The sequence below is a fragment of the Chryseobacterium sp. Tr-659 genome, from assembly GCF_011752975.1.
Taxonomy (GTDB): Bacteria; Bacteroidota; Bacteroidia; order Flavobacteriales; family Weeksellaceae; genus Chryseobacterium.
The window spans coordinates 79,855-98,845 of sequence record NZ_VWWP01000002.1 but is presented as its reverse complement, the minus strand read 5'-3'; the positions used below and the strand labels follow the sequence as shown (position 1 = coordinate 98,845).

Annotated in this window: 23 protein-coding genes; 2 read left to right on the top strand and 21 right to left on the bottom strand. The window is 35.7% G+C overall.

All coding sequences use genetic code 11. From position 1 onward, the window contains the following. Positions 1-582 precede the first annotated feature (582 nt). The 5 genes from F3J23_RS04710 to F3J23_RS04690 form a co-directional block, all read right to left on the bottom strand. Positions 583-1,254 carry an alpha/beta hydrolase gene (locus tag F3J23_RS04710; protein ID WP_167024921.1) on the bottom strand — a complete coding sequence of 224 codons (672 nt, stop codon included), beginning with the start codon at positions 1,252-1,254 and terminating at the stop codon, positions 583-585. A gap of 100 nt (positions 1,255-1,354) precedes the next feature. Next, on the bottom strand, positions 1,355-1,612 hold the full coding sequence (locus F3J23_RS04705) for a hypothetical protein (RefSeq protein WP_167024916.1): 258 nt from the start codon (positions 1,610-1,612) through the stop codon (positions 1,355-1,357). Positions 1,613-1,703: 91 nt separating this feature from the next. Further along, complete coding sequence (locus tag F3J23_RS04700; RefSeq protein WP_167024913.1) at positions 1,704-2,036, bottom strand: hypothetical protein; 333 nt, start codon at positions 2,034-2,036, stop codon at positions 1,704-1,706. An 11-nt stretch (positions 2,037-2,047) separates the two neighbouring features. After that, positions 2,048-2,602 carry an RNA polymerase sigma factor gene (locus F3J23_RS04695; RefSeq protein ID WP_167024910.1) on the bottom strand — a complete coding sequence of 185 codons (555 nt, stop codon included), beginning with the start codon at positions 2,600-2,602 and terminating at the stop codon, positions 2,048-2,050. Between the two features lie 447 nt (positions 2,603-3,049). Next, entirely contained in the window at positions 3,050-5,050 is a 2,001-nt protein-coding gene (locus tag F3J23_RS04690) for a S9 family peptidase (protein ID WP_167024907.1), read from the bottom strand. A 175-nt stretch (positions 5,051-5,225) separates the two neighbouring features. Between F3J23_RS04690 and F3J23_RS04685 the strand changes: the two genes are divergently transcribed. Both F3J23_RS04685 and F3J23_RS04680 read left to right on the top strand, forming a co-directional pair. Continuing rightward, entirely contained in the window at positions 5,226-6,611 is a 1,386-nt protein-coding gene (locus F3J23_RS04685) for a sensor histidine kinase (protein ID WP_167024905.1), read from the top strand. Beyond that, positions 6,604-7,293: a response regulator transcription factor gene (locus tag F3J23_RS04680; RefSeq protein ID WP_167024902.1), complete on the top strand. Its 690-nt coding sequence runs from the start codon at positions 6,604-6,606 to the stop codon at positions 7,291-7,293. Before F3J23_RS04685 ends, F3J23_RS04680 begins: the two co-directional genes overlap by 8 nt. Positions 7,294-7,421: 128 nt before the next feature. Here the strand turns inward: F3J23_RS04680 and F3J23_RS04675 are convergent, their stop codons facing one another. The 16 genes from F3J23_RS04675 to F3J23_RS04600 form a co-directional block, all read right to left on the bottom strand. Next, a complete protein-coding gene (locus F3J23_RS04675; RefSeq protein ID WP_167024899.1) occupies positions 7,422-9,425 on the bottom strand; it encodes an alpha/beta hydrolase family protein in 2,004 nt (667 codons plus the stop codon). Positions 9,426-9,597: 172 nt separating this feature from the next. After that, positions 9,598-10,056: a hypothetical protein gene (locus F3J23_RS04670; RefSeq protein ID WP_167024896.1), complete on the bottom strand. Its 459-nt coding sequence runs from the start codon at positions 10,054-10,056 to the stop codon at positions 9,598-9,600. A gap of 75 nt (positions 10,057-10,131) precedes the next feature. Then, positions 10,132-10,587, bottom strand: a complete 456-nt coding sequence (locus F3J23_RS04665) for an SRPBCC family protein (RefSeq protein ID WP_167024893.1) — start codon at positions 10,585-10,587, stop codon at positions 10,132-10,134. 75 nt (positions 10,588-10,662) lie between these two features. Beyond that, positions 10,663-11,091, bottom strand: coding sequence for an SRPBCC domain-containing protein (locus F3J23_RS04660; RefSeq protein WP_167024871.1), 429 nt, complete (start codon positions 11,089-11,091; stop codon positions 10,663-10,665). A gap of 94 nt (positions 11,092-11,185) precedes the next feature. Beyond that, positions 11,186-12,052 (bottom strand): VOC family protein, encoded by an 867-nt coding sequence (locus tag F3J23_RS04655; RefSeq protein ID WP_167024868.1) that lies wholly within the window; start codon positions 12,050-12,052, stop codon positions 11,186-11,188. Between the two features lie 254 nt (positions 12,053-12,306). After that, positions 12,307-12,546 (bottom strand): hypothetical protein, encoded by a 240-nt coding sequence (locus F3J23_RS04650; RefSeq protein WP_228455266.1) that lies wholly within the window; start codon positions 12,544-12,546, stop codon positions 12,307-12,309. A gap of 35 nt (positions 12,547-12,581) precedes the next feature. Continuing rightward, the gene (locus tag F3J23_RS04645) at positions 12,582-12,995 is read right to left on the bottom strand and encodes an SRPBCC family protein (protein ID WP_167024862.1); all 414 of its coding nucleotides are present in this window, start codon (positions 12,993-12,995) and stop codon (positions 12,582-12,584) included. 77 nt (positions 12,996-13,072) lie between these two features. Beyond that, positions 13,073-13,504, bottom strand: coding sequence for a VOC family protein (locus F3J23_RS04640; protein ID WP_167024859.1), 432 nt, complete (start codon positions 13,502-13,504; stop codon positions 13,073-13,075). A gap of 100 nt (positions 13,505-13,604) precedes the next feature. Beyond that, complete coding sequence (locus F3J23_RS04635) at positions 13,605-14,381, bottom strand: alpha/beta fold hydrolase (protein ID WP_167024856.1); 777 nt, start codon at positions 14,379-14,381, stop codon at positions 13,605-13,607. Positions 14,382-14,383: 2 nt separating this feature from the next. After that, positions 14,384-14,908, bottom strand: a complete 525-nt coding sequence (locus tag F3J23_RS04630; RefSeq protein WP_167024853.1) for a DinB family protein — start codon at positions 14,906-14,908, stop codon at positions 14,384-14,386. 100 nt (positions 14,909-15,008) lie between these two features. Then, positions 15,009-15,470 carry a hypothetical protein gene (locus tag F3J23_RS04625; protein WP_167024850.1) on the bottom strand — a complete coding sequence of 154 codons (462 nt, stop codon included), beginning with the start codon at positions 15,468-15,470 and terminating at the stop codon, positions 15,009-15,011. A gap of 23 nt (positions 15,471-15,493) precedes the next feature. Further along, positions 15,494-15,904: a VOC family protein gene (locus F3J23_RS04620; protein WP_167024847.1), complete on the bottom strand. Its 411-nt coding sequence runs from the start codon at positions 15,902-15,904 to the stop codon at positions 15,494-15,496. A 77-nt stretch (positions 15,905-15,981) separates the two neighbouring features. Beyond that, complete coding sequence (locus F3J23_RS04615; protein WP_167024844.1) at positions 15,982-16,572, bottom strand: Crp/Fnr family transcriptional regulator; 591 nt, start codon at positions 16,570-16,572, stop codon at positions 15,982-15,984. Positions 16,573-16,881: 309 nt separating this feature from the next. Next, positions 16,882-18,093, bottom strand: a complete 1,212-nt coding sequence (locus F3J23_RS04610; RefSeq protein WP_167024841.1) for a DUF763 domain-containing protein — start codon at positions 18,091-18,093, stop codon at positions 16,882-16,884. An 89-nt stretch (positions 18,094-18,182) separates the two neighbouring features. Then, a complete protein-coding gene (locus tag F3J23_RS04605) occupies positions 18,183-18,587 on the bottom strand; it encodes a glyoxalase superfamily protein (protein ID WP_167024838.1) in 405 nt (134 codons plus the stop codon). A 12-nt stretch (positions 18,588-18,599) separates the two neighbouring features. After that, the gene (locus F3J23_RS04600; protein ID WP_167024835.1) at positions 18,600-18,947 is read right to left on the bottom strand and encodes a VOC family protein; all 348 of its coding nucleotides are present in this window, start codon (positions 18,945-18,947) and stop codon (positions 18,600-18,602) included. Positions 18,948-18,991: the final 44 nt, after the last annotated feature.

Below are 18,991 nucleotides of genomic sequence, written 5' to 3'. Positions count from 1 at the left end.
TTTGTTGAAAGAACGGATCTAAAAGTCATTGCGTATCAAAGATGAAGCAATCTCAATGTAGCTTACCATCTATGGGGTTAGAAAACGTAAAGACGCTAAGTTTATTCACAACAATCTCTATATTTTTAAGGCGCAACGATTTTATCTCCGATAAAATTCAACTTCATTTTTTATTTCTCGCGGATTGTCCAGATCAACCAATCTTAATGTAGCTTATCATCTATGGGTTTAGAAAACGCAAAGGTGCTAAGTTTATTCACAACAATCTCTATATTTTTAAGGCGCAACGATTTTATCTCCGATAAAATTCAACTTCATTTTTTTATTTCTCGCGGATTTTGCAGATAAAGCAGATACTAATGTAAAATCTGCCTGATCCCGTTAATCTGCGAGAAAATAGAAATGATTTTATCCCCAATAAAATTGTATTCTTCTAAAAATAAAACAGGTATTTCAAAGACGTACTTGTCATTCCGAGCGAAGCAAGAAATCTAAACCTCGTGTAAGAAATTCTCACAGATTTCACAGATCACATAGATGACCGCATAGTCATTTTTAATTGTCTCCGAAAGAAAGCATTATCTATTTACGGGAAACCCAAGCTTTAGTAGGAGCAATCCAGCTATCAAGAGCTTTGAAAAGAAAGCCGTGATTCAATCCTGTATTAAGTTCTATTTCTTTAAAATCTTTAACCTGAGATCTTATAAACCGCTCTTGTTGAGACATGGGAACATGTCCGTCATCCGATTTCTCTGTAATTGAAAGAATCCTTCCGTATAACCTGAAATTTGGGTCCTTCTCCAAAGAATCATCTTTAAAGCTGGCACCAATGAAAACAAACTTCAACTGCGGGTTTTTCTCATAATAAGACACATACTGTGCAATATAGCCACCTTGGGATGTTCCTATAACGGTAATTCTTCCAGCCGGAATACCTTTCTCTATAAGGCTGTCTATTTGCTTTTTCACTTTCTGTGCATATACCGCCGGATCCGTATTGGGTTTGCGTTTTTCAGAAATCACCACCGTATTTTTATTCTTTAGTTTGCGGAGTATTGCCTCATATTCTGCTATACCATACTTAGGATGAGACTCCTGTAAAGAATGATCTTCCAGAAACTTATTATGCAAAAAGAAAACATATTGTTTTTGTCCATACATGATGATTGAACAAAATGAGAATACTGCAATAAAAATATTTCTGAGTTTCATATTCTTCTGAATAGCTTTTAATAATAAAAACAAATGTAGCATTAAAAAGCTTTTCAGCACCTGTTTAAATAAAAAATTCCGGCGCGGGAAGCTCTGCTTCCCGCGCCGGAATTAAACAATTTCAATTTAGTATTTTACGGTTTTATGCTTCGCAGGTATTATCCTTTTTGCAGCATCTTGATGCAAATTCTTTTTTGAATTTCCCTTTCAGTTCCTGATATTCATCATCGTTCATTTCTCTGATTTTATCTGCTAATCCGAAAGGTGATTTTTCTTTGATTCCGTACTCATCAAAAATACCTCTGATAAATCTTTTTCTTTGTGCTGCTTTTTTAGCGATTAAGGCTACACCTACAACAGCTAATGCTCCAAGAGCTCCTTTTAATGCTGAATTTTTCATTTTTCCAAAATTTTAAATTTTACTACTTTTTGTTTTTTATATAGACGAATGAATTTTAATTTTACTTTACTACTTCTTGAAAATTTTTAAATTATTCGTTGTTTCTGTTGAAGAATCCTCCGGAACATTTATTTCTCCAGACTTCTTTGAATTTTTCTCTTTCTTCAGGAGACCAGCTTTCCATTTTCTGTCTCATCTTTCTTTCTTTAAGATCTCTCATACCTTTCCCGAAATGGAATCCTCCGAAAAGAATTTTGCTCAGGATCAGTATTCCCATTGCCTGCCAGAATGTGATTGCTTTTACACCTAAAATCTCCGGGAGAAGACAGTTCCAAAGCAGCATCACAATCCATGTAACAGCGGCTAAAATTAATGGCGGACATAACAATAAAAAAATCCAACCCTTTTTGTGTTTATGATTCATAATTTCTTTTTCTAACTTTTTAAATCTTCGTATAACTTTCTCAATCTGTTTCTCAGGTGCTTCACAGCATAATTTTTTCTACTGATGATGGTTTTAATGTTTTCTCCCTGTTCATCGGCGATCTCCTGGAGGGTTTTGTCGTTTAGTTCGTTTTCTACGTAGACCAGCCTTTGTTTTTCGGGAAGTTCATCAAGTGCTTCAAATAGTTTTTTCCAGATTTCATCCTGAAACATTTTCACCTCAGGACCTGCGCTTTCATCCATCAATAAAATATCTTTGATGGAAAAACTGCCGTCTTCATCTTCATAGACAAAGTCTTCAAGATTTTCTGTTTTCTTTTTACGGTAACGGTCTGTGATCTTATTGGCCGTTACCCTGTACAGCCAGCCCCCAACGTTTACGATTTCGGAAAGATTCGTAAGGCTACTGAACTGATACCACACTTCCTGCAGAATATCTTCCGCATCCTCCGTGTTTTTCACTTTAGGACGAATATAAGACATCAGCTTCCCTCCGTAGTTGGAAACGGTCTGTGAGATGATACTTTCTTTCTCCTCCTGTGGCATTATTATTTTTTCGACAACCTCCATACTGATATGACGGCTATCCTTTTTGTTTTACTTTAATAAATTTAAAATATTTTTCTGAAATTTCAACTTTTCTTTTATTCATCAATATTTTATCTCCAAAATTATGAACAGGCTGCAAGTTGTTTATTGTTTAATGAAGCTATTTCCTGCTATCCGCTCATACTCCTCACGCCAAGTCCCCACCCTCTTCACATCCCTCTACTCTTCTGCTCTTGTTGCGGGGTAACCGCTACTATCAGGGCTAGGATGGAAGACGGTGGGTTGAGATTCCACACTTTGTTTTGCTCTGAATGACAAAGGCAGTTGGAAATTCATTCTAACTGTGGAAGAACAAATGTTATCATGCATACAGATTTTTTGGCGTACAATGACAAAAAAACGGAAGACCTCGGCCTTCCGTTTCCATACAATATAAGATTATGGTTATTTATTAAAATTTTCTGCAAAAAATCCTAACATCGATTTATACAGTTCAATTCTGTTGGGTTCTTTCCCGAATCCGTGTCCTTCATCGTATTTTACCATATAAGGAACTTCAAATCCTTTGGCGCGCATTGCCTTTACAATCTGATCCGATTCATTGATATTTACTCTTGGATCATTAGCACCCTGTACTACAAATAGAGGTTTCTTGATTTTATCAATCTGGAAAACCGGTGAAACTTCTTTCGCAATTTTTGCTTCTTCAGGATTATCCAGGTCATACCATATTTTTTTCATCTGTTCTTTCAATGGTTTCCAATATTCCGGAAATGAATCAAAGAATGTAAAGATATTGGAAACCCCAACGTAGTCTACTCCACAAGTATATAGATCAGGGGTTTTTATCAGTCCCATCAAGGTAGCATATCCTCCGTGGCTTCCTCCATAAATAGCTACTTTATCTTTATCCACCCAACCCTGGCTGATCGCATATTTTACTCCGTCTTCCACATCATCCATCGCCTTTCTTCCAATCTCATTATAACCAGCTCTTAGAAATTCTTTTCCATATCCTCCTGAAATTCTGAAATTCACCTGGAGTGTAGCATAACCTCTGCTTGCAAACAACTGCGCTTCCGGATTGAAGCCCCAGCTGTCTCTTATTCCTTGAGGGCCACCGTGAGGATTAACGATCAATGGCACTTTTTTACCTTCCAATGCCGCCTTAGGTAAAGTGATGTATCCGTAAATAGTCATGCCATCTCTGCTTTTGAATTCTATAGGTCTCATTTCAGCCATGTCTTCTTCTTTAAGCTGCGGCATCAGGTTGTAAAGCTGTTTGGTTTGTTTGGTCTTCGTGTCATATTCGTAATAGGTACCATATAGCTTATCACTGTCTACAATTACCAATAACTTATCATCATTATCATCGGAAGAAGCAATTGAAAATTCCTTGCCTCCAAACTGAGATTTCAGTTTATCATCAACTTCTTTATAAAATTTACTCACCGGAACGGTCTCTCCTTTTACCCCTTCATAACTGATATAATCCAGTTCATAATTTCTGTTTTTACCAGCTGTGCTTATTGAGCTTACGTCATATACAGGGTTAGAATATACTTCTTTGATTATGGCATTTTTTTTAAGATCATACAGTATAATTCTTGATTTATCGCTGTCTAGATTCGTTACGACATAGGCTTCATCTTTATTTTTAGAATGATAATTGAATCCGGTAATACTGAATTGATCTTTCCAGTCTACAGATTTAATAAGATTAAACTTCCCGCTTTGCAGGTCTTTATAATATGTTTTTCTTGTTAAGCCATTCTCCAAAACTACATATCCGCGCAGGTTACCATCTTTATCGAAAATATACTGACTAATGGGGCTTTTAGTATCTTTATTTTCAAATAACTGAACCATTTCTCCGGTTTTGTAATTGATTTTAAAAGGTTCAAAAACCTGTTTATTGTTCTTATTCATGGTAACAATAACAAAATCTGTGTCTTTTATGATCTGAACAAAACCAATCTTAGTTCCTTCAAACGGAGTAAGGTCTTTAGGATTTCCTCCGTCTAAATCTACTACGTAAAAATGAATATTTTCATTTCCGCCTTTATCCTGTACATAATAAAGATGATCTTTATTCAGCCAGCCATACGACTGGATGAGATTCTCTTTTTCTACAATGGCTTTGGTAACTTTTCCTGTACCAAGGTCTTTGACATACACATGGTTTTTCTTGTTCTCATCTTTTTCTTTATAAGAAAGATATTTCCCGTCAGGAGAAATCTTAAATGATGATGCTTTTGGTCTTGCGAAATAGTCTTCAACATTATATTTGAAGTTTCCTTTATCAAAAGAAATAAGCTTCTCAAAGGTTTCTTTGGAAGATGGTAAAGTAGGATCTCCCGGCAGTTTGGCATTGCTTTGAGCTTTGATAATAACAACAGACAGTATGACTTGAACTCCTGTCAGGATTTTAGATTTTAAATTCATTATTTATATATTTAATTTACTATTAAACAATTCTTTATGACTCATTTTAACACTTCAAATTTCCTCCGAAAATTTCCAGATATGGGTTATCAGACTGTTACATAGTGTTAAATAGTGTTATCCTCCTGTTTTCATATTCTATAATATGTTAATTTCGATCTGTTAAATAATTCTTATGAATAAATTATTTGTCCATTATGGAAAAACATTATTTATAATAACCAGTATTGTAGTTGTTACATTTCAGGGATATTGGCTGTGGAATAATTTTAAGAATAAAAAGAAAGAATATCTGGATCAGACAAAGTTTGAAATGACCCAAATACTGGTGAACCGGCTTATTCACAGTCTTCCTCTTTCTTCTAAGAAAAAAGATTCGATTTTTGGATCAGAAAAAATATATTTTGAAGAAATAAGGTCTATTAATAATAACCGAATATTTACCGAGAAAAGACAGATTGGGAAAATCAAAAAAACAAAACCTAAAACAAATACAAAGATTGACAGCATGATATTTCAAAAAAAAGAAGTAAATGCTATTTATAAAAACAAAATGGATTATATCCTCTATACCGAAATAAAATCTGCTATTCCTGAGCTTTCCTCTGAAAATATAACGGTTTATTTTCATGAAAATGAAAAGCTTATAAGAACTTACCCTGCCGGCCGTTCGGTCCTGAAGAATGATACAACTGAGCCGGTGGCGCTATTAGATAACAAAAGTACCTATAGTATACATATTGATCACTTAGCCCGCATTATCATCATCCACAAGATGCTTTGGTCTATCATTTTTTCAGTGTTGTATATTATTCTCTTTTTAGGAACAATGCTTATTCTTTTCCGTAATCTGACATTGAATCAGAAACTGCTCACAAACAAAGAAGTTTTCACCCAAAACATGACTCACGAGCTGAAAATTCCTATTTCCACCATAACGATTGCTGCTGAAGGGCTGGAAGGATATCATATTGCAGAAGAACCGGAAACGGTAAGAAAATATGCAGCCATTATCCAGAGGGCAACAGGTCAGCTTTCTTCACTTGTTGATACGATACTACAACATGCAAGAGCAGAAAATAACACTGAAAAACTAACTTTAGATCGTATAAATTTATTATTTTTATTTCAGGAAGTACAGAAAGATCTGTCAAGTATTATATTAAAAAAACAGGCTGAAATTATCTTTGAAGATATACCAGAGAGTATTTCAGTTAAAGGTAATTTTAAACAACTGAAACAGGTTTTTTTAAATTTAATTGACAACTCACTTAAATATTCCGAAAAAGCACCTCAGATCATTATTACAGCTAAAAAACATAAACAGATTATTATAATCAGAATAAAAGATAATGGTATTGGTATTTCTGAAAAATACAGGGAAGATATATTCACTCCTTATTTTAGAATTGTTCAGGGCAATACCCATGATGTAAAAGGATTTGGCCTGGGATTAAGTTTTGTAAAAAGATCTTTGAAAAACCAAGGCGGTGACATTACAGTGCTAAAAGAAAAAACAGAAGGTACAACTATGGAAATCAGAATGCCAGCTTATGAATAAACCTCAGATATTATATTTGGAAGACGATCCCGATTTGGGTGAAGTTACTACTGACCTGCTATCCAGAAAAGGATTTACTGTAAAATGGGTAAACGATGGAGCCGAAGGATTGGAAGCTATTGCCAACCATGAATTTGATCTCATTCTCGCAGATATAATGATGCCTAAATTGGACGGATATACTTTTCTCAAGCAGATAAGAGAAAAGGGTAACCCAATTCCGTTTATTCTCCTTTCCGCCCGGGTTCTTACTGAAGATGTATTGCATGGATTTTCCATTGGAGCTGATGATTATATGCGTAAACCTTTTAATCTGGAAGAGCTGACCGCAAGAATTAACAGGTTATTGAAAAAACCTTCTGCCGTTTCTATTCAAACTGAAAAAAAAATAATTACTGTTGGAATTTACGAATATAATCCTACTACTTATAAATTAAGCAACAAAGGAGAATCCGTCTCTCTTTCCCCTCGTTCAGGAGAGGTACTTTATCGCTTAGCTACCAATAAAGACAATTTTCTCCCAAGAAAGGAAACCTTATTGGAATTATGGGGTGATGATAACTTCTTCAACGGAAGAAGCCTTGATGTTTTTATATCAAAACTCCGTAAAACACTTTCTGAAGATTCCCGAATTAGTATTATCAATATAAGAGCTACCGGATATCGTTTAATAATAGACTAAAAAACAGCGCCGGATTTCCAGACCGCATTTTTAAATTAAAAATTTTGTCTTTTTAAAACTATTGCTCTTTATTCAAATAAGAAACGGAAGACCTCAGCCTTCCGTTTCCATGCAATATAAGATTATAGTTATTTATTAAAATTTTCCGCAAAAAATCCTAACATCGATTTATACAGTTCAATTCTGTTGGGTTCTTTCCCGAATCCGTGTCCTTCATCATATTTTACCATATAAGGAACTTCAAATCCTTTGGCACGCATTGCCTTTACAATCTGATCAGACTCATTGATATTCACTCTTGGATCATTAGCTCCCTGTACTACAAACAAAGGTTTCTTGATCTTATCAATCTGGAAAACTGGTGAAACTTCTTTCGCAATCTTAGCTTCCTCAGGATTATCCAGGTCATACCAGATCTGTTTTACCATTTCTTTATAAGGTTTCCAGTATTCAGGAAATGAATCAAAGAATGTAAAGATATTGGAAACCCCAACGTAGTCTACTCCACAAGCATATAGATCTGGAGTTTTGATAAGCCCCATCAAAGTAGCATATCCTCCATGGCTTCCTCCGTAGATGGCTACTTTATCCTTATCTACCCAACCCTGGCTGATCGCATATTTTACTCCGTCTTCCACATCATCCATCGCTTTTCTTCCGATTTGCTTATAACCGGCTTTCTGAAATGATTTTCCATATCCTCCCGAAATTCTGAAATTCACCTGAAGTGTAGCATAACCTCTGCTTGCAAATAACTGCGTTTCCGGATTGAAACCCCAGCTGTCTCTTACTCCTTGCGGGCCGCCATGCGGATTAACCACCAACGGAACCTTTTTGCCTTCCAACGCTGCTTTAGGCAGAGTAATATATCCGTGAATAGTCATTCCGTCTCTGCTTTTGAACTCGATAGGCCTCATTTCAGCCATATCTTCTTCCTTAAGCTGCGGCATCAGGTTGTAAAGAAGTTTCGTTTGTTTGGTCTTTGTATCATATTCGTAATAAGTACCATATAGTTTATCACTCGCTACAACAACCAAAAGTTTATCATTATTATCGTCAGAAGAAACAATTGAAAATTCCTTGTCTTTGAATTGAGATTTTAATTTATCATCAATCTCTTTATAAAACTTACTTACCGGAATTGTTTCTCCTTTCACCCCTTCATAGCTGATAAAATCCAATTCATAATTTCTGTTTTTACCGGCAGTACTTACTGAGCTCACATCATATACAGGATTGGAATACACTTCTTTGATTACTGCATTTTTCTTAAGATCATAGAGCACAATCCTTGCTTTATCACCATCCAGGTTTGTTACCACATAAGCTTCATCTTTATTTTTAGAATTCTCATTAAATTCTATAATACCGAAGGTATCAGACCAGTCTGCAGATTTAATCAGATTAAATTTCCCGCTCTGCAGATCTTTATAATATGTTTTTGTTGTCAATCCGTTTTCGAGAACACTGTACCCTCTCAGATTTCCATCCTTATCAAAAATATAATCATTAATAGGGCTGTTAACGTCTTTATTTTCGTACAACTGAGTCATTTCTCCTGTAACGAAATTGACTTTAAAAGGCTCAAAGATCTGTTTATTGTTCTTATTCATGGTGACAATAACAAAATCAGTATCCTTTATAGGAATAATTGATCCCACTTTAACGCCGTCAAATGGTGTCAGATCCTTTTGATTTCCTCCGTCTACATCCGTTGCATACAAATGAATATTTTCATTTCCGCCCCTGTCCTGGGTATAGAAAAGACGTTTCTTATTAAGCCATCCATAAGCCCGGATGAGATCATCTTTTTCTACAATAGCTTTAGTGATCTTTCCCGTAGCGAGATCTTTTACATACACATGGTTTTTCTTTTCCTGATCTTTTTCTTTATAGGAAAGGTATTTCCCATCAGGAGAGATTTTAAATGCTGAGGCTTTTGGTCTTGCAAAGTAATCTTCCACTTTATATTTGAAGTTTCCCTTATCATATGAAATAAGCTTCTCAATATTAGCTTTAGAAGAAGGTAAAGTAGGATCTCCCGGCAGTTTGGCTGTAGAACTTTGTGCATTAATCATAATAGTGGATAGTACAATATAAGCTGTACCAAAAATTTTGGAATTAAAATTCATAACTTATGCTTTAAGGTTGGTTTCAAAAAGTACTTCTATTTTAAATCAATAAAAAAGACCGCACTTTTATAATATAAGACATACAAACCCAATAAAACGTTACATTATTTAACATTTTTTTTAATATTTCCAAAATAAAAAAAGACAGCCATTCGTTGGCTGTCTTTATAATTTACTGTAAATGAATTCCGAAATACCAGGTCCAGACGATCAAAATAATCTGCATGGGAATTCTTTGAAAATAGAGATATCTCATTCCCGGCCCTGTATAATCTGCTTTGAAAATATTGATTTTTTTTCTGGATGAATTGATATTGGCAATAAAAACCAGCACGTAGAAAACAATTAATAAAACTGCTGTGATCTCACGAAAAGACGGAATCATAAGACCTATGCCGGCTGCAATTTCCAAAACTCCGGTAAAATATACCCAGAACATTTTTCCCGGTATAAAATCAGGAATCATCATCGCCATTCCTTTCTGGAATTTAAAATGTGAAAAACCCGTAAAGATGATAAAAACTGCCATCCCCAGATTTCCGGAAAATAAAAAATCAGCTTTTCCCTGGAACACCAGTGTTCCAAGCAAAGCAAGTATAAATGTTCCAAAAAGGATTGTTAATAATTTCATTTTTTTACGATGCGGAAAAAATATATAATTGAATAAGATAAGATCACATGCCCGATAAGCATCAAAATTACATTTTTATACAGAACTCAAATTTACACCTTCTGCCAGGCTTTTCACCACCATCAATCCTTTTGTAAACCCTGTATTCATATGATCCTGCCATTGTTTTTCAACCTGGACTTCAGCGTGGAGTTTTGTTTTGCCGTCAAAATCGATTAAGAAATATTTCTCAAAGGAGCCATTCCATTCCATAACTTCCTTACTGTGGATATCTTCCACACCGTCTTTTACCACACCAAGATGCTTAAAAACCACCTGATTAGGTTCATCCAGACTGTCTATGGTAGAAACCATTCCTTCGCCCTGAGCATTCAGAAAATAGGTTTTTCCGTTTACCTTCCAATCGGATTTCATGATAGATCCGGCACCAAAATATTTAGTCCATTCACTATAAGTTTCAGGACTCCATAAAATATCCCAGACTTTTTGCCGAGGGGCATCAATTATTGTTTCGTATGATAAAGTTTCCATATTTTAACATTTTACAGTTGATTAGGTGTTGTCTGTTACTTTAATATCAGCTTTATTCCAAAACCGATTACCATATTAAAGCTGGTTTTCCGAAAGATGTTTTATAATGGCCAGTGCTTTGGGAAATTTTTCTTCAAAAAAATCTTTAAACTCAGCGGGTGTCTGAATTTCTGTTTTCAATAAAGTTCCTTCCTCATTTTCTTCGAGAAAGTAAGCCTCTGTGGCTTCTCCCCAATCCTGAGGGACTTCAATTCCATCATAAATTTCTCCCAGATGCAGAAATTTTATTTCCTGGTTGGGAATTACTTTTTCAACCCTGCTGTACATTCCGTTATGCTTTGGGTCAAAAAATTTAATAATATTATTTTCTTCGAGAGTTCCTTCGTAAAAAGAACCTTCTGTAAAGGCTGTTGTCCACTGTCTGTAAGTAATGTCTCCCCAGAGAACACTCCATACTTTTTCAGGCTCTGCGTTGATCTCTATTTCGTATGATAATTGTTCCATATTCTTATTTTAAGATGTTAAATAGTTGGCATTTTCACTTTTTTAAAGATAACTTTCTTCACTAAATTACATCAAACAATACGCCGAACCGGGTTTAAGAATGATAAGCATCTTCTAAATCCTGAATGATGATCTTCTGCATTTTCATCATAGCCTGTACTACCTGGTAAGCTTTTTCCTGATTAGAATCATTCATTAACTGAATCAGTCTTTTAGGAACAATCTGCCAGCTTAATCCGTATTTATCTTTCAGCCAGCCGCACATACTTTCTCTTCCTCCGTCTGCAGTAAGGGAATTCCAGTAGTGATCGGTCTGCTGCTGATCATCCGTCATTACCACTAATGATATTCCTTCATTAAAATCAAACTGATGATCGTAAGAGTTATCCATACAAAATAAACTGTAATTATTGATTACAAACTGAGCATGCTGGACATTTTCCGCTGGTTCTGGAGAATCATGTCCTTCACTTCCTGCTCCATAGGTCAGGATATTTCCAATTTTTGAGTTAGGAAAAGTCCGGGTATAAAGCTCCATTGCCTCTTTGGCCTTTCCGTTATTCTGGTGAATGAACATCAGAGTAGGAACTATTTTCTGATCACTTGAATTTTCACCTAAATACAGCTGCCATGTTACTCCATATTTATCCTGTACCCATCCGTATTTTTTGCTCCATGAATATGACCCAAGCTCCATTAGAGCCATACCTCCGTCTAACAGCTGATCCCAATACGTCTGAACCTCATCCTCAGTTTCACACATCACCATGAAGGAGATGGAAGGATTCTTTTTAAACTGAGGCCCTCCGTTTAACAGCATCAGCCTTTGTCCGAACACATCAATGTTCATTACAACCGGAGTATCAGCTGTGATCTCTCCGTTAAAAACTTTGCAGTAAAATTCTGCGGATTCTTTGGCATCTCCATCATACCAGAGACATGGAAAAATATCGTTGTTCATCGTTTTAAATTTTATTTGATTGATATGATTTAAGTATTATTTTCTTGTTAATGAGCTGATATAACAACTGTATAATCAATTTTTTTCCTGTAAGACCAACGTAAGGATAAAAATCTTTTTATATACTGTCTTTAAGCTTTTAATTTTTTTCCATCCATTGAAATTGTCTTCCTTAAAATCTGCAATGACAATGGCAAAGAAAACATAAGACAGGAGAAATCTACTGCCGCAAAAAATGTGTTTTTTATATATTTCTATGCTTCTTTAAAGCATACCTGATTTTCTTTCATATAATTCTTCAGTTTCATCATCGTATTTTTCCCAAAACCATGCATCTGCATAATTTCTTTTTCAGAATAATCTGATAATTTTTCCAAAGAATCTATTTTTTCTTTTTCCAAAGCTCTTCTTGCAGGTATAGCAATTACGCCCTGAAGGAATCCTTCTGTAAGGTCATAATTAACAGCATAAATGGAATTTAAACTCTTTGACATGATAACTAAATTGATCATGGCTACAAAAAATATTGTTAGTGATTCTCAACATACTTATGGAAATTGTTGAGGATAGCATACCAGCCATCTCTCTGCATTTCCACTGAATTTTGTTTTTCCGGATCGAAAATTTCAATGACTTTCGTTGTGTTTTCATCTATTTTATCAAATACCACTTCTACTTTTCTTCCGTCTTCCATGTGATATTGTATTCTTTCGTGAGGAATAACTTCATCGTAAACTCCTTCAAAATCAAACCCGAAGCTTTTATCTTTGGCTTCCATTCTGTTTTTGAATTTCCCTCCTACTCTAAGGTCATTTTCAGAACTAGGGCACTGCCAGCTTTCATGGGCAAAATTCCATTTTGTAATATGTTTGGGTTCATTGAAATAATCCCAAACCTTATCTACCGGAGCTAAAATTGTAATATCTATTTTGATTGGATCCATAGTTCTATCTTTTTATGTTTGAATAAAGAGCTGCCCGAAAGTGGGCACCTCTTTTTAATGATTAGTTAAATATAGGATTATTTTGTGTATTGATCATTATAGTTCACCATCCAATGAACACCATATTTGTCCTGGAAGCTTCCGAAATAATCTCCCCAAAACTGGTCTTCAATCGGCATTTCTACATTTCCTCCTTCAGAAAGTCCTTTAAAAAGTCTGTCCGCTTCTTCTCTGGATTCAGGAAAAATGGAAACATAGTTATTATTACCCACAGTAAGTGTCTGTCCAAAACCGGGTACAATATCTGAAGCCATTAAAAGATCTCCACCAATTGGCAGCGCAATATGCATCACTCTGTTTTTTTCTTCATCTGAAAGATTTTCTGTTCCGGGTGCATTTCCCATTTTGTGAACTTCTCCCAGAAAGTCTCCTCCAAATACAGATTTGTAAAAATTGAACGCTTCTTCAGCAGTTCCGTTGAAATTCAGGTACGGATTTAATTTAGCCATGATTTTTAATTTTAAATGTTATTGTTTATTTTAAATACTAATATGTTCATGAATGACACAAATATCCCATCTTATGAGAAAATTTAATGTTTCTGTTGTTTTAACTGTTTAAGAACTTTTCTACTTCCTGAACAGTAAAGTTGATTAGATTTTCATCTATACTTCCATCAAAATCAGGCATCATATAAGCGCCGTGTGTTCCCGGAAGAATAATAAGCTGTGCATCTTTCACCAGCCGCCACATGGCTACGGTATGCTCCGGCTTCATCACATCTTTATCTGCACTGATGAATAATATAGGCGATGGTATAGAAGTCAAAACCTTGTCATCCCAGTCTTCAAAAGTCTGCATCCTTTTGCAGTCTTTATCAAAGAGATTTTCCAGTTTTGAAAAGTCCGGATTGATCTGTAAGAAATTGATCTTTAACGGTTCCGGCATGGACTCAAAGGTTGCCTCCATCATTCCTTCAAAAAAGCCGTCCATCATTCCTTCTTTTTTATAAAATGCTGAAGCTGCCACCAGTTTTTCTACAATTTCCGGGTGGCGGTATCCGATTTGTAAAACCGTATTTCCGCCATTACTGAATCCCCAGAATGAAGCTTTATTAATGTTAAGCGCTGTTAAAAGTGCGGCAACATCATCAGCATCCTGTTCAAATGTCTCGGGAATATCACGGTGCTCGCTTCTGCCATGGTTCTGTAAATCAATTCCGATGAGCTTAAACTTCCCGTTCAGTCTTGTTATTACTTCTGTAAAATCATATAATATGGATGAACCTCCGCCATGAATAAGTACCAATGGCTCTCCTTCACCGTAGATCTCGTAATACAGCTGAATTCCGTTAACGTGTTTATATCCTTTTTCTACCGGACTCATAATTAATAATTAAGATTTTCATCCACATCATACTTCATTCCCGGATAGTTTAAAATTCTCCGCATCAAACCGATTTGTCCGCAGAGATAGTCTTCACGGCCGATACTCATGCCTACAAAGTTGAGTTTTGTTTCTTTTATAAACGGAATATTCATCCCTATTTCGAAGATCTCATCCAGCTCTTCATCTGTTACTTCCCACAGTTTCTGATAAACTTTAGGAGAAATATCGTGAAAATTTTTCTTCAGATCAGCTAGCGTTGGATAGGTAAAACTTTCATCCAGTGCTTTCCCCTGAAAAAACAGGCCGCTGTTCGGATCTTCTTCCTGTAAACCAAGCACCCAGCCTAGACCATACCGCATATTTACAAAGTTCCCTGCCATCCATACAATATGATTGGTCTTATTTTCAATTCTTTTCAAAGCATCTTCTTCCGAAATGCCTTCCAGAACGTTCATAAAACTTTGGGTATGCATTCTGTAAGCCGGAATAACGAGCTCCATTTTTTTTGATTTTGGTGTGTCCATTTTTTTGTTTTTAGAAATCAGAAATTATTATATTCCCACAGATTTTACCAACTACACGGGTATATTCAGTATTTTCTTACTAGGATCTAACTTGATAAGATTATCTTATAGCTCCTGGTTTCCCTAAGATTCTTCGAAGGTAACCGAATTGCCCGGTGTGATAGATTTCGTGGAAACAAAGTGTGGAAATATCCTTAACCTGTTCCGGCGCAAAACTTTCAAGAGTATTTAGTTTAGCTTCCAATCTATCCTGAGATTCTTTTAAATAGGATTTTAAGTCTTCAAAATTCACAAATTCACTTTGCCTGTCCAAAGCAATTTCTCCTCTGTTGTAATATGAAAATTTTTCAGCATCCCAGACAGATTCTGCTCCCAGGATATTCAGGAAAGCATTTCTGATGTAAATTAAATGTCCTAGAATCCAATTCATACAATTGGCTTCATTATTAGGAAAAATCATTGATTCCTCATGAGTAATTCCTTCAATATTTAAAGAAACTACTTGAAAAGTAACCGCTGCCTGGTTTTTCACCAGTTCTATCTCATTCGTTTTTGTTTCCATATGTGATGGCATGTTATATTGGATTACTCTGTCGGTAATTTGGACATATCCGCATGCATTACTTCCCACTGATGTCCGTTGATATCTGCAAAAGCACTTTGATACATCCATCCATGATCCATAGATTCGCTATACTTTGAACCTCCGTTCTCAATAGCTGTATTTACAATCTGGTCTACCTCTTCACGGCTGTCTACACCAATTGCAAGAAGCACCTGTGTAGTATCGCCTTTGGCCAAAGGTCTGTTGGTAAAGGTTTGGAAGAATTCTTCCTTTAGAAACATGGTGTAAATATGATCTTCTTTCATTACTACACACACTGCTTTGTCATCTGAGAATTGTTCGTTGATGGAGAATCCAAGCTGGGTCCAGAAATCTCGGGTTTTCTGTACGTCTTTTATGGGTAGATTGACATAAATTTGGTTGACTTTCATTTTTTGTAATTTTAGTGTTAAATTATAATCCAAAATTACCAAGGTCTAGTGAAAGTCTACTTGCCATAAGGCAAGATTTAATTTTTCTTGGGATGAGATACCAGTTCTTTACGGATACGGCTCAAAGAAGTGTCTGTTACCCCCAGATAAGAAGCAATCTGCTTTAAAGGGGCAAATTGTATCACTTTTGATTTTTGCTCTAAAAGATTGAGATATCGCTTGGTTGCAGAAAGCGTGAACATTTCTACAGATCTCTGTTTATAATCAAAAAGTTCTTTAGACATCCATGATCTTCCCCATTCTCTGAGGTTTGGGATTTTATGGAATAATTCCTGAAAAGTATCATAATCCAGCTTCCAGCATTCACAATCTGTAATACAAACAATATTTTCCTGAGACGGTATTCTCTGAAACATTGATAATACCTCAATAATCACTTCATTCTCCACAAAAAAATGTGTAGTTACCTCATTTCCGTTGAAATCATTTACAAATGAACGAGCCAACCCTTTTTCAAGAATATAATATTCATTAGCTGTTTTCCCTTCTTCAAGAATGAAATCTCCTTTCTGAAATGATGTCTTTTCATGGGCCTGAAATATCTCATCCAGCTCTTCCTGAAGAAAAAATGGAAAATCATAGCAGGTTTCTAAGGCTTTATTGGTCATCAGGTTAATTTTTTTAAGTCTTTAAAAATAAATTTTTTAATTGAAATAAGGAAAATAAATAATAAACAAATCATTCAAATTATGATCAAATACCACATATCAAACTGATATTATATGATTTTTTTAACTTTAAACAATTAAACAATAGATTAAGATTTTTTTTAATGTACTATCAGATCTTCAATTGGACACCTTTCCTCAGAATGGGGATGATTATATAGATATTTAACTATAAAGCTGTTTAAAATTAAAACAGACTTTATATTATTAAGAATAATAAGCCTTAAAAGAAAATAAGGATCTTTTTGTTTAAAACAGAGACAGCTGTATTGGTTTAGGAGGGTTCGGTTTTTGTGCATCACCAAAAACAGTTTTACCACCAAACCGCCACGAATTTTGTCTTTCTTCTTCAATTACTTCCTGGATATCAAAATCCGGAGTGAAATCTTTTTCTGCATTAGCAATGATCTGGTGAAGTTTATTCAAAGAGTTCAGTTTATCAGAATTTCCCAGCTTGGATCTTTCAATTCCTTTTCTGAGAATACTGATGCTCTCATCATATGTTTTAGTAGGAACAGGGAAAGGATGTCCGTCTTTTCCTCCATGAGCAAAAGAGAATCTGGCCGGATCGGCAAATCTTGACGGAGCCCCGTGAATCACTTCACTTACCAACGCCAGCGACTGCATAGTTCTTGGTCCCACTCCTTCCAGCATCAGTAAATCTTCAAAGTTCTCAGGCTGCTGTTCACGCGTAACATATAAAAGCGCCCCCAGCCGTTTCAAGTCTACATCAGAAGCCCGGACATCATGATGAGCAGGAAGAATCAATCTTGAAAAATCTTTCATTACTTCTGCTGAATCTGTATGGGAAATATCCAAGATCCCTTTTCGGTTTTCAGAAGCTTCGGCATCTGTAAGATTCAGAATCTTACCCCTGGAAATTCCATTGATTCCTGTGTGAGGCTTTTCTACAAATGAAGTGATATTTTCAGAATGCCAATGATAACGTCTTGCCGTGCCATCCGATTCATGCATCCCCTGCTGAATAACACTCCAGTTTCCATTATCAGACAAAATAAAATTATGAAGATAAAGCTGATAACCATCCTGAATAGCTGTATTATCAACCTTTGCAGAAAGTTTACTTGCCCTTACGAGCGCTGTTCCGTTCAACCCTGTTTGATCAGCAATACGGATCAGTTCTGCCGGTGTTTCTCTTGAAAATTTACCTTTTCCCCCACAAATATAAAGCCCTAAAGATTGTGAGTTGGGATTAATGGAACGTTTCAAAGCGCCCATCACAGAAGTCGTAATCCCTGAAGAATGCCAGTCCATCCCCATTACAGCTCCAAAACTCTGAAACCAGAACGGATCAGCCAGCCGGCGCAGCACCTCATCTTTACCATAATCCATAAGGATAACTTCAACAATGGAAAGCCCAAGCACAGACATGCGCTCATACAGCCATGGCGGTACTTTGCCATAGTGCAACGGTAAATCTGCAGTTCCTGAACGTTTCATCTTTAAAATTGAAAGAACAAAGTTAGTTTTAATATTCCGGAATACTCATGATCTGAATCAACTTTACCATTTATGATAAAAAGCTAAGATCAGTGAATGGAATAGAATTCCAGACCTTTATGTTTTTCTTCATCAAATTCTTCCTCGAATGTAATCTTATTCCCAAATGGATCAATTACAGTAAAGGATACCGCCCCGTAGAATGTTTTTTCAAGGGCCGGACGGTTGTATTTATACTTTTTGCCGATGAGTTCTTTATGATAATCCGGAACTCCTTCTCCCCATATAGCCACTCTCGTTCCAGGTGTTCCATCTCCATGATGTTCGCTTAAATGGAAAATGATATTTTCTCTTTTCACTTCCATATAAACAGGGGTATTTTCGGCAAAATAATGCTCCCAGACAATTTCAAATCCCAGCCAGTCTACATAAAATTCTTTTGTCTTTTGATAATCGAAAATTCTGAGGATAGGAATAATCCGTTCTGCTTTCATAAGTAAATGATTTTATTGGTGAGAAAGTATATTAATCAGTTTTCCGAACGGATCTTTCACAAAGAACCGGCGGACTCCCCATTCTTCATCAGTCAGTTCATAAAATATTTCAAAACCTGCCGTTTTCATCTTATTGTAAACATCTTCTACCTGATCCACTTCAATGGACAGATCGGGAACTTCAGTATCGTTTCCTCCTTGTACAGCAAAACTGACCTGAACTCTGGCTTCTTCATCATTACCGAAAGTTTTGATCCAGCCGTGATCCATCAGAACATCCAATCCTAAGATCTCCTGATAAAAATGATCAGCTTTTGAAAGATCTTCTGCTCTGATATTGACAACAATTCTTTTAACCATTTTATATTTAATTATTGTATTCAAAAAAAGCCTTGTGAAATTAC

Excerpts from the sequence above, each read along its gene's own strand:
- F3J23_RS04710 (WP_167024921.1), bottom strand. The coding sequence starts at position 1,254 with ATGCTACATTTGTTTTTATTATTAAAAGCTATTCAGAAGAATATGAAA.
- F3J23_RS04705 (WP_167024916.1), bottom strand. The coding sequence starts at position 1,612 with ATGAAAAATTCAGCATTAAAAGGAGCTCTTGGAGCATTAGCTGTTGTA.
- F3J23_RS04700 (WP_167024913.1), bottom strand. The coding sequence starts at position 2,036 with ATGAATCATAAACACAAAAAGGGTTGGATTTTTTTATTGTTATGTCCG.
- F3J23_RS04695 (WP_167024910.1), bottom strand. The coding sequence starts at position 2,602 with ATGCCACAGGAGGAGAAAGAAAGTATCATCTCACAGACCGTTTCCAAC.
- F3J23_RS04690 (WP_167024907.1), bottom strand. The coding sequence starts at position 5,050 with ATGAATTTAAAATCTAAAATCCTGACAGGAGTTCAAGTCATACTGTCT.
- F3J23_RS04685 (WP_167024905.1), top strand. The coding sequence starts at position 5,226 with ATGAATAAATTATTTGTCCATTATGGAAAAACATTATTTATAATAACC.
- F3J23_RS04680 (WP_167024902.1), top strand. The coding sequence starts at position 6,604 with ATGAATAAACCTCAGATATTATATTTGGAAGACGATCCCGATTTGGGT.
- F3J23_RS04675 (WP_167024899.1), bottom strand. The coding sequence starts at position 9,425 with ATGAATTTTAATTCCAAAATTTTTGGTACAGCTTATATTGTACTATCC.
- F3J23_RS04670 (WP_167024896.1), bottom strand. The coding sequence starts at position 10,056 with ATGAAATTATTAACAATCCTTTTTGGAACATTTATACTTGCTTTGCTT.
- F3J23_RS04665 (WP_167024893.1), bottom strand. The coding sequence starts at position 10,587 with ATGGAAACTTTATCATACGAAACAATAATTGATGCCCCTCGGCAAAAA.
- F3J23_RS04660 (WP_167024871.1), bottom strand. The coding sequence starts at position 11,091 with ATGGAACAATTATCATACGAAATAGAGATCAACGCAGAGCCTGAAAAA.
- F3J23_RS04655 (WP_167024868.1), bottom strand. The coding sequence starts at position 12,052 with ATGAACAACGATATTTTTCCATGTCTCTGGTATGATGGAGATGCCAAA.
- F3J23_RS04650 (WP_228455266.1), bottom strand. The coding sequence starts at position 12,546 with ATGTCAAAGAGTTTAAATTCCATTTATGCTGTTAATTATGACCTTACA.
- F3J23_RS04645 (WP_167024862.1), bottom strand. The coding sequence starts at position 12,995 with ATGGATCCAATCAAAATAGATATTACAATTTTAGCTCCGGTAGATAAG.
- F3J23_RS04640 (WP_167024859.1), bottom strand. The coding sequence starts at position 13,504 with ATGGCTAAATTAAATCCGTACCTGAATTTCAACGGAACTGCTGAAGAA.
- F3J23_RS04635 (WP_167024856.1), bottom strand. The coding sequence starts at position 14,381 with ATGAGTCCGGTAGAAAAAGGATATAAACACGTTAACGGAATTCAGCTG.
- F3J23_RS04630 (WP_167024853.1), bottom strand. The coding sequence starts at position 14,908 with ATGGACACACCAAAATCAAAAAAAATGGAGCTCGTTATTCCGGCTTAC.
- F3J23_RS04625 (WP_167024850.1), bottom strand. The coding sequence starts at position 15,470 with ATGGAAACAAAAACGAATGAGATAGAACTGGTGAAAAACCAGGCAGCG.
- F3J23_RS04620 (WP_167024847.1), bottom strand. The coding sequence starts at position 15,904 with ATGAAAGTCAACCAAATTTATGTCAATCTACCCATAAAAGACGTACAG.
- F3J23_RS04615 (WP_167024844.1), bottom strand. The coding sequence starts at position 16,572 with ATGACCAATAAAGCCTTAGAAACCTGCTATGATTTTCCATTTTTTCTT.
- F3J23_RS04610 (WP_167024841.1), bottom strand. The coding sequence starts at position 18,093 with ATGAAACGTTCAGGAACTGCAGATTTACCGTTGCACTATGGCAAAGTA.
- F3J23_RS04605 (WP_167024838.1), bottom strand. The coding sequence starts at position 18,587 with ATGAAAGCAGAACGGATTATTCCTATCCTCAGAATTTTCGATTATCAA.
- F3J23_RS04600 (WP_167024835.1), bottom strand. The coding sequence starts at position 18,947 with ATGGTTAAAAGAATTGTTGTCAATATCAGAGCAGAAGATCTTTCAAAA.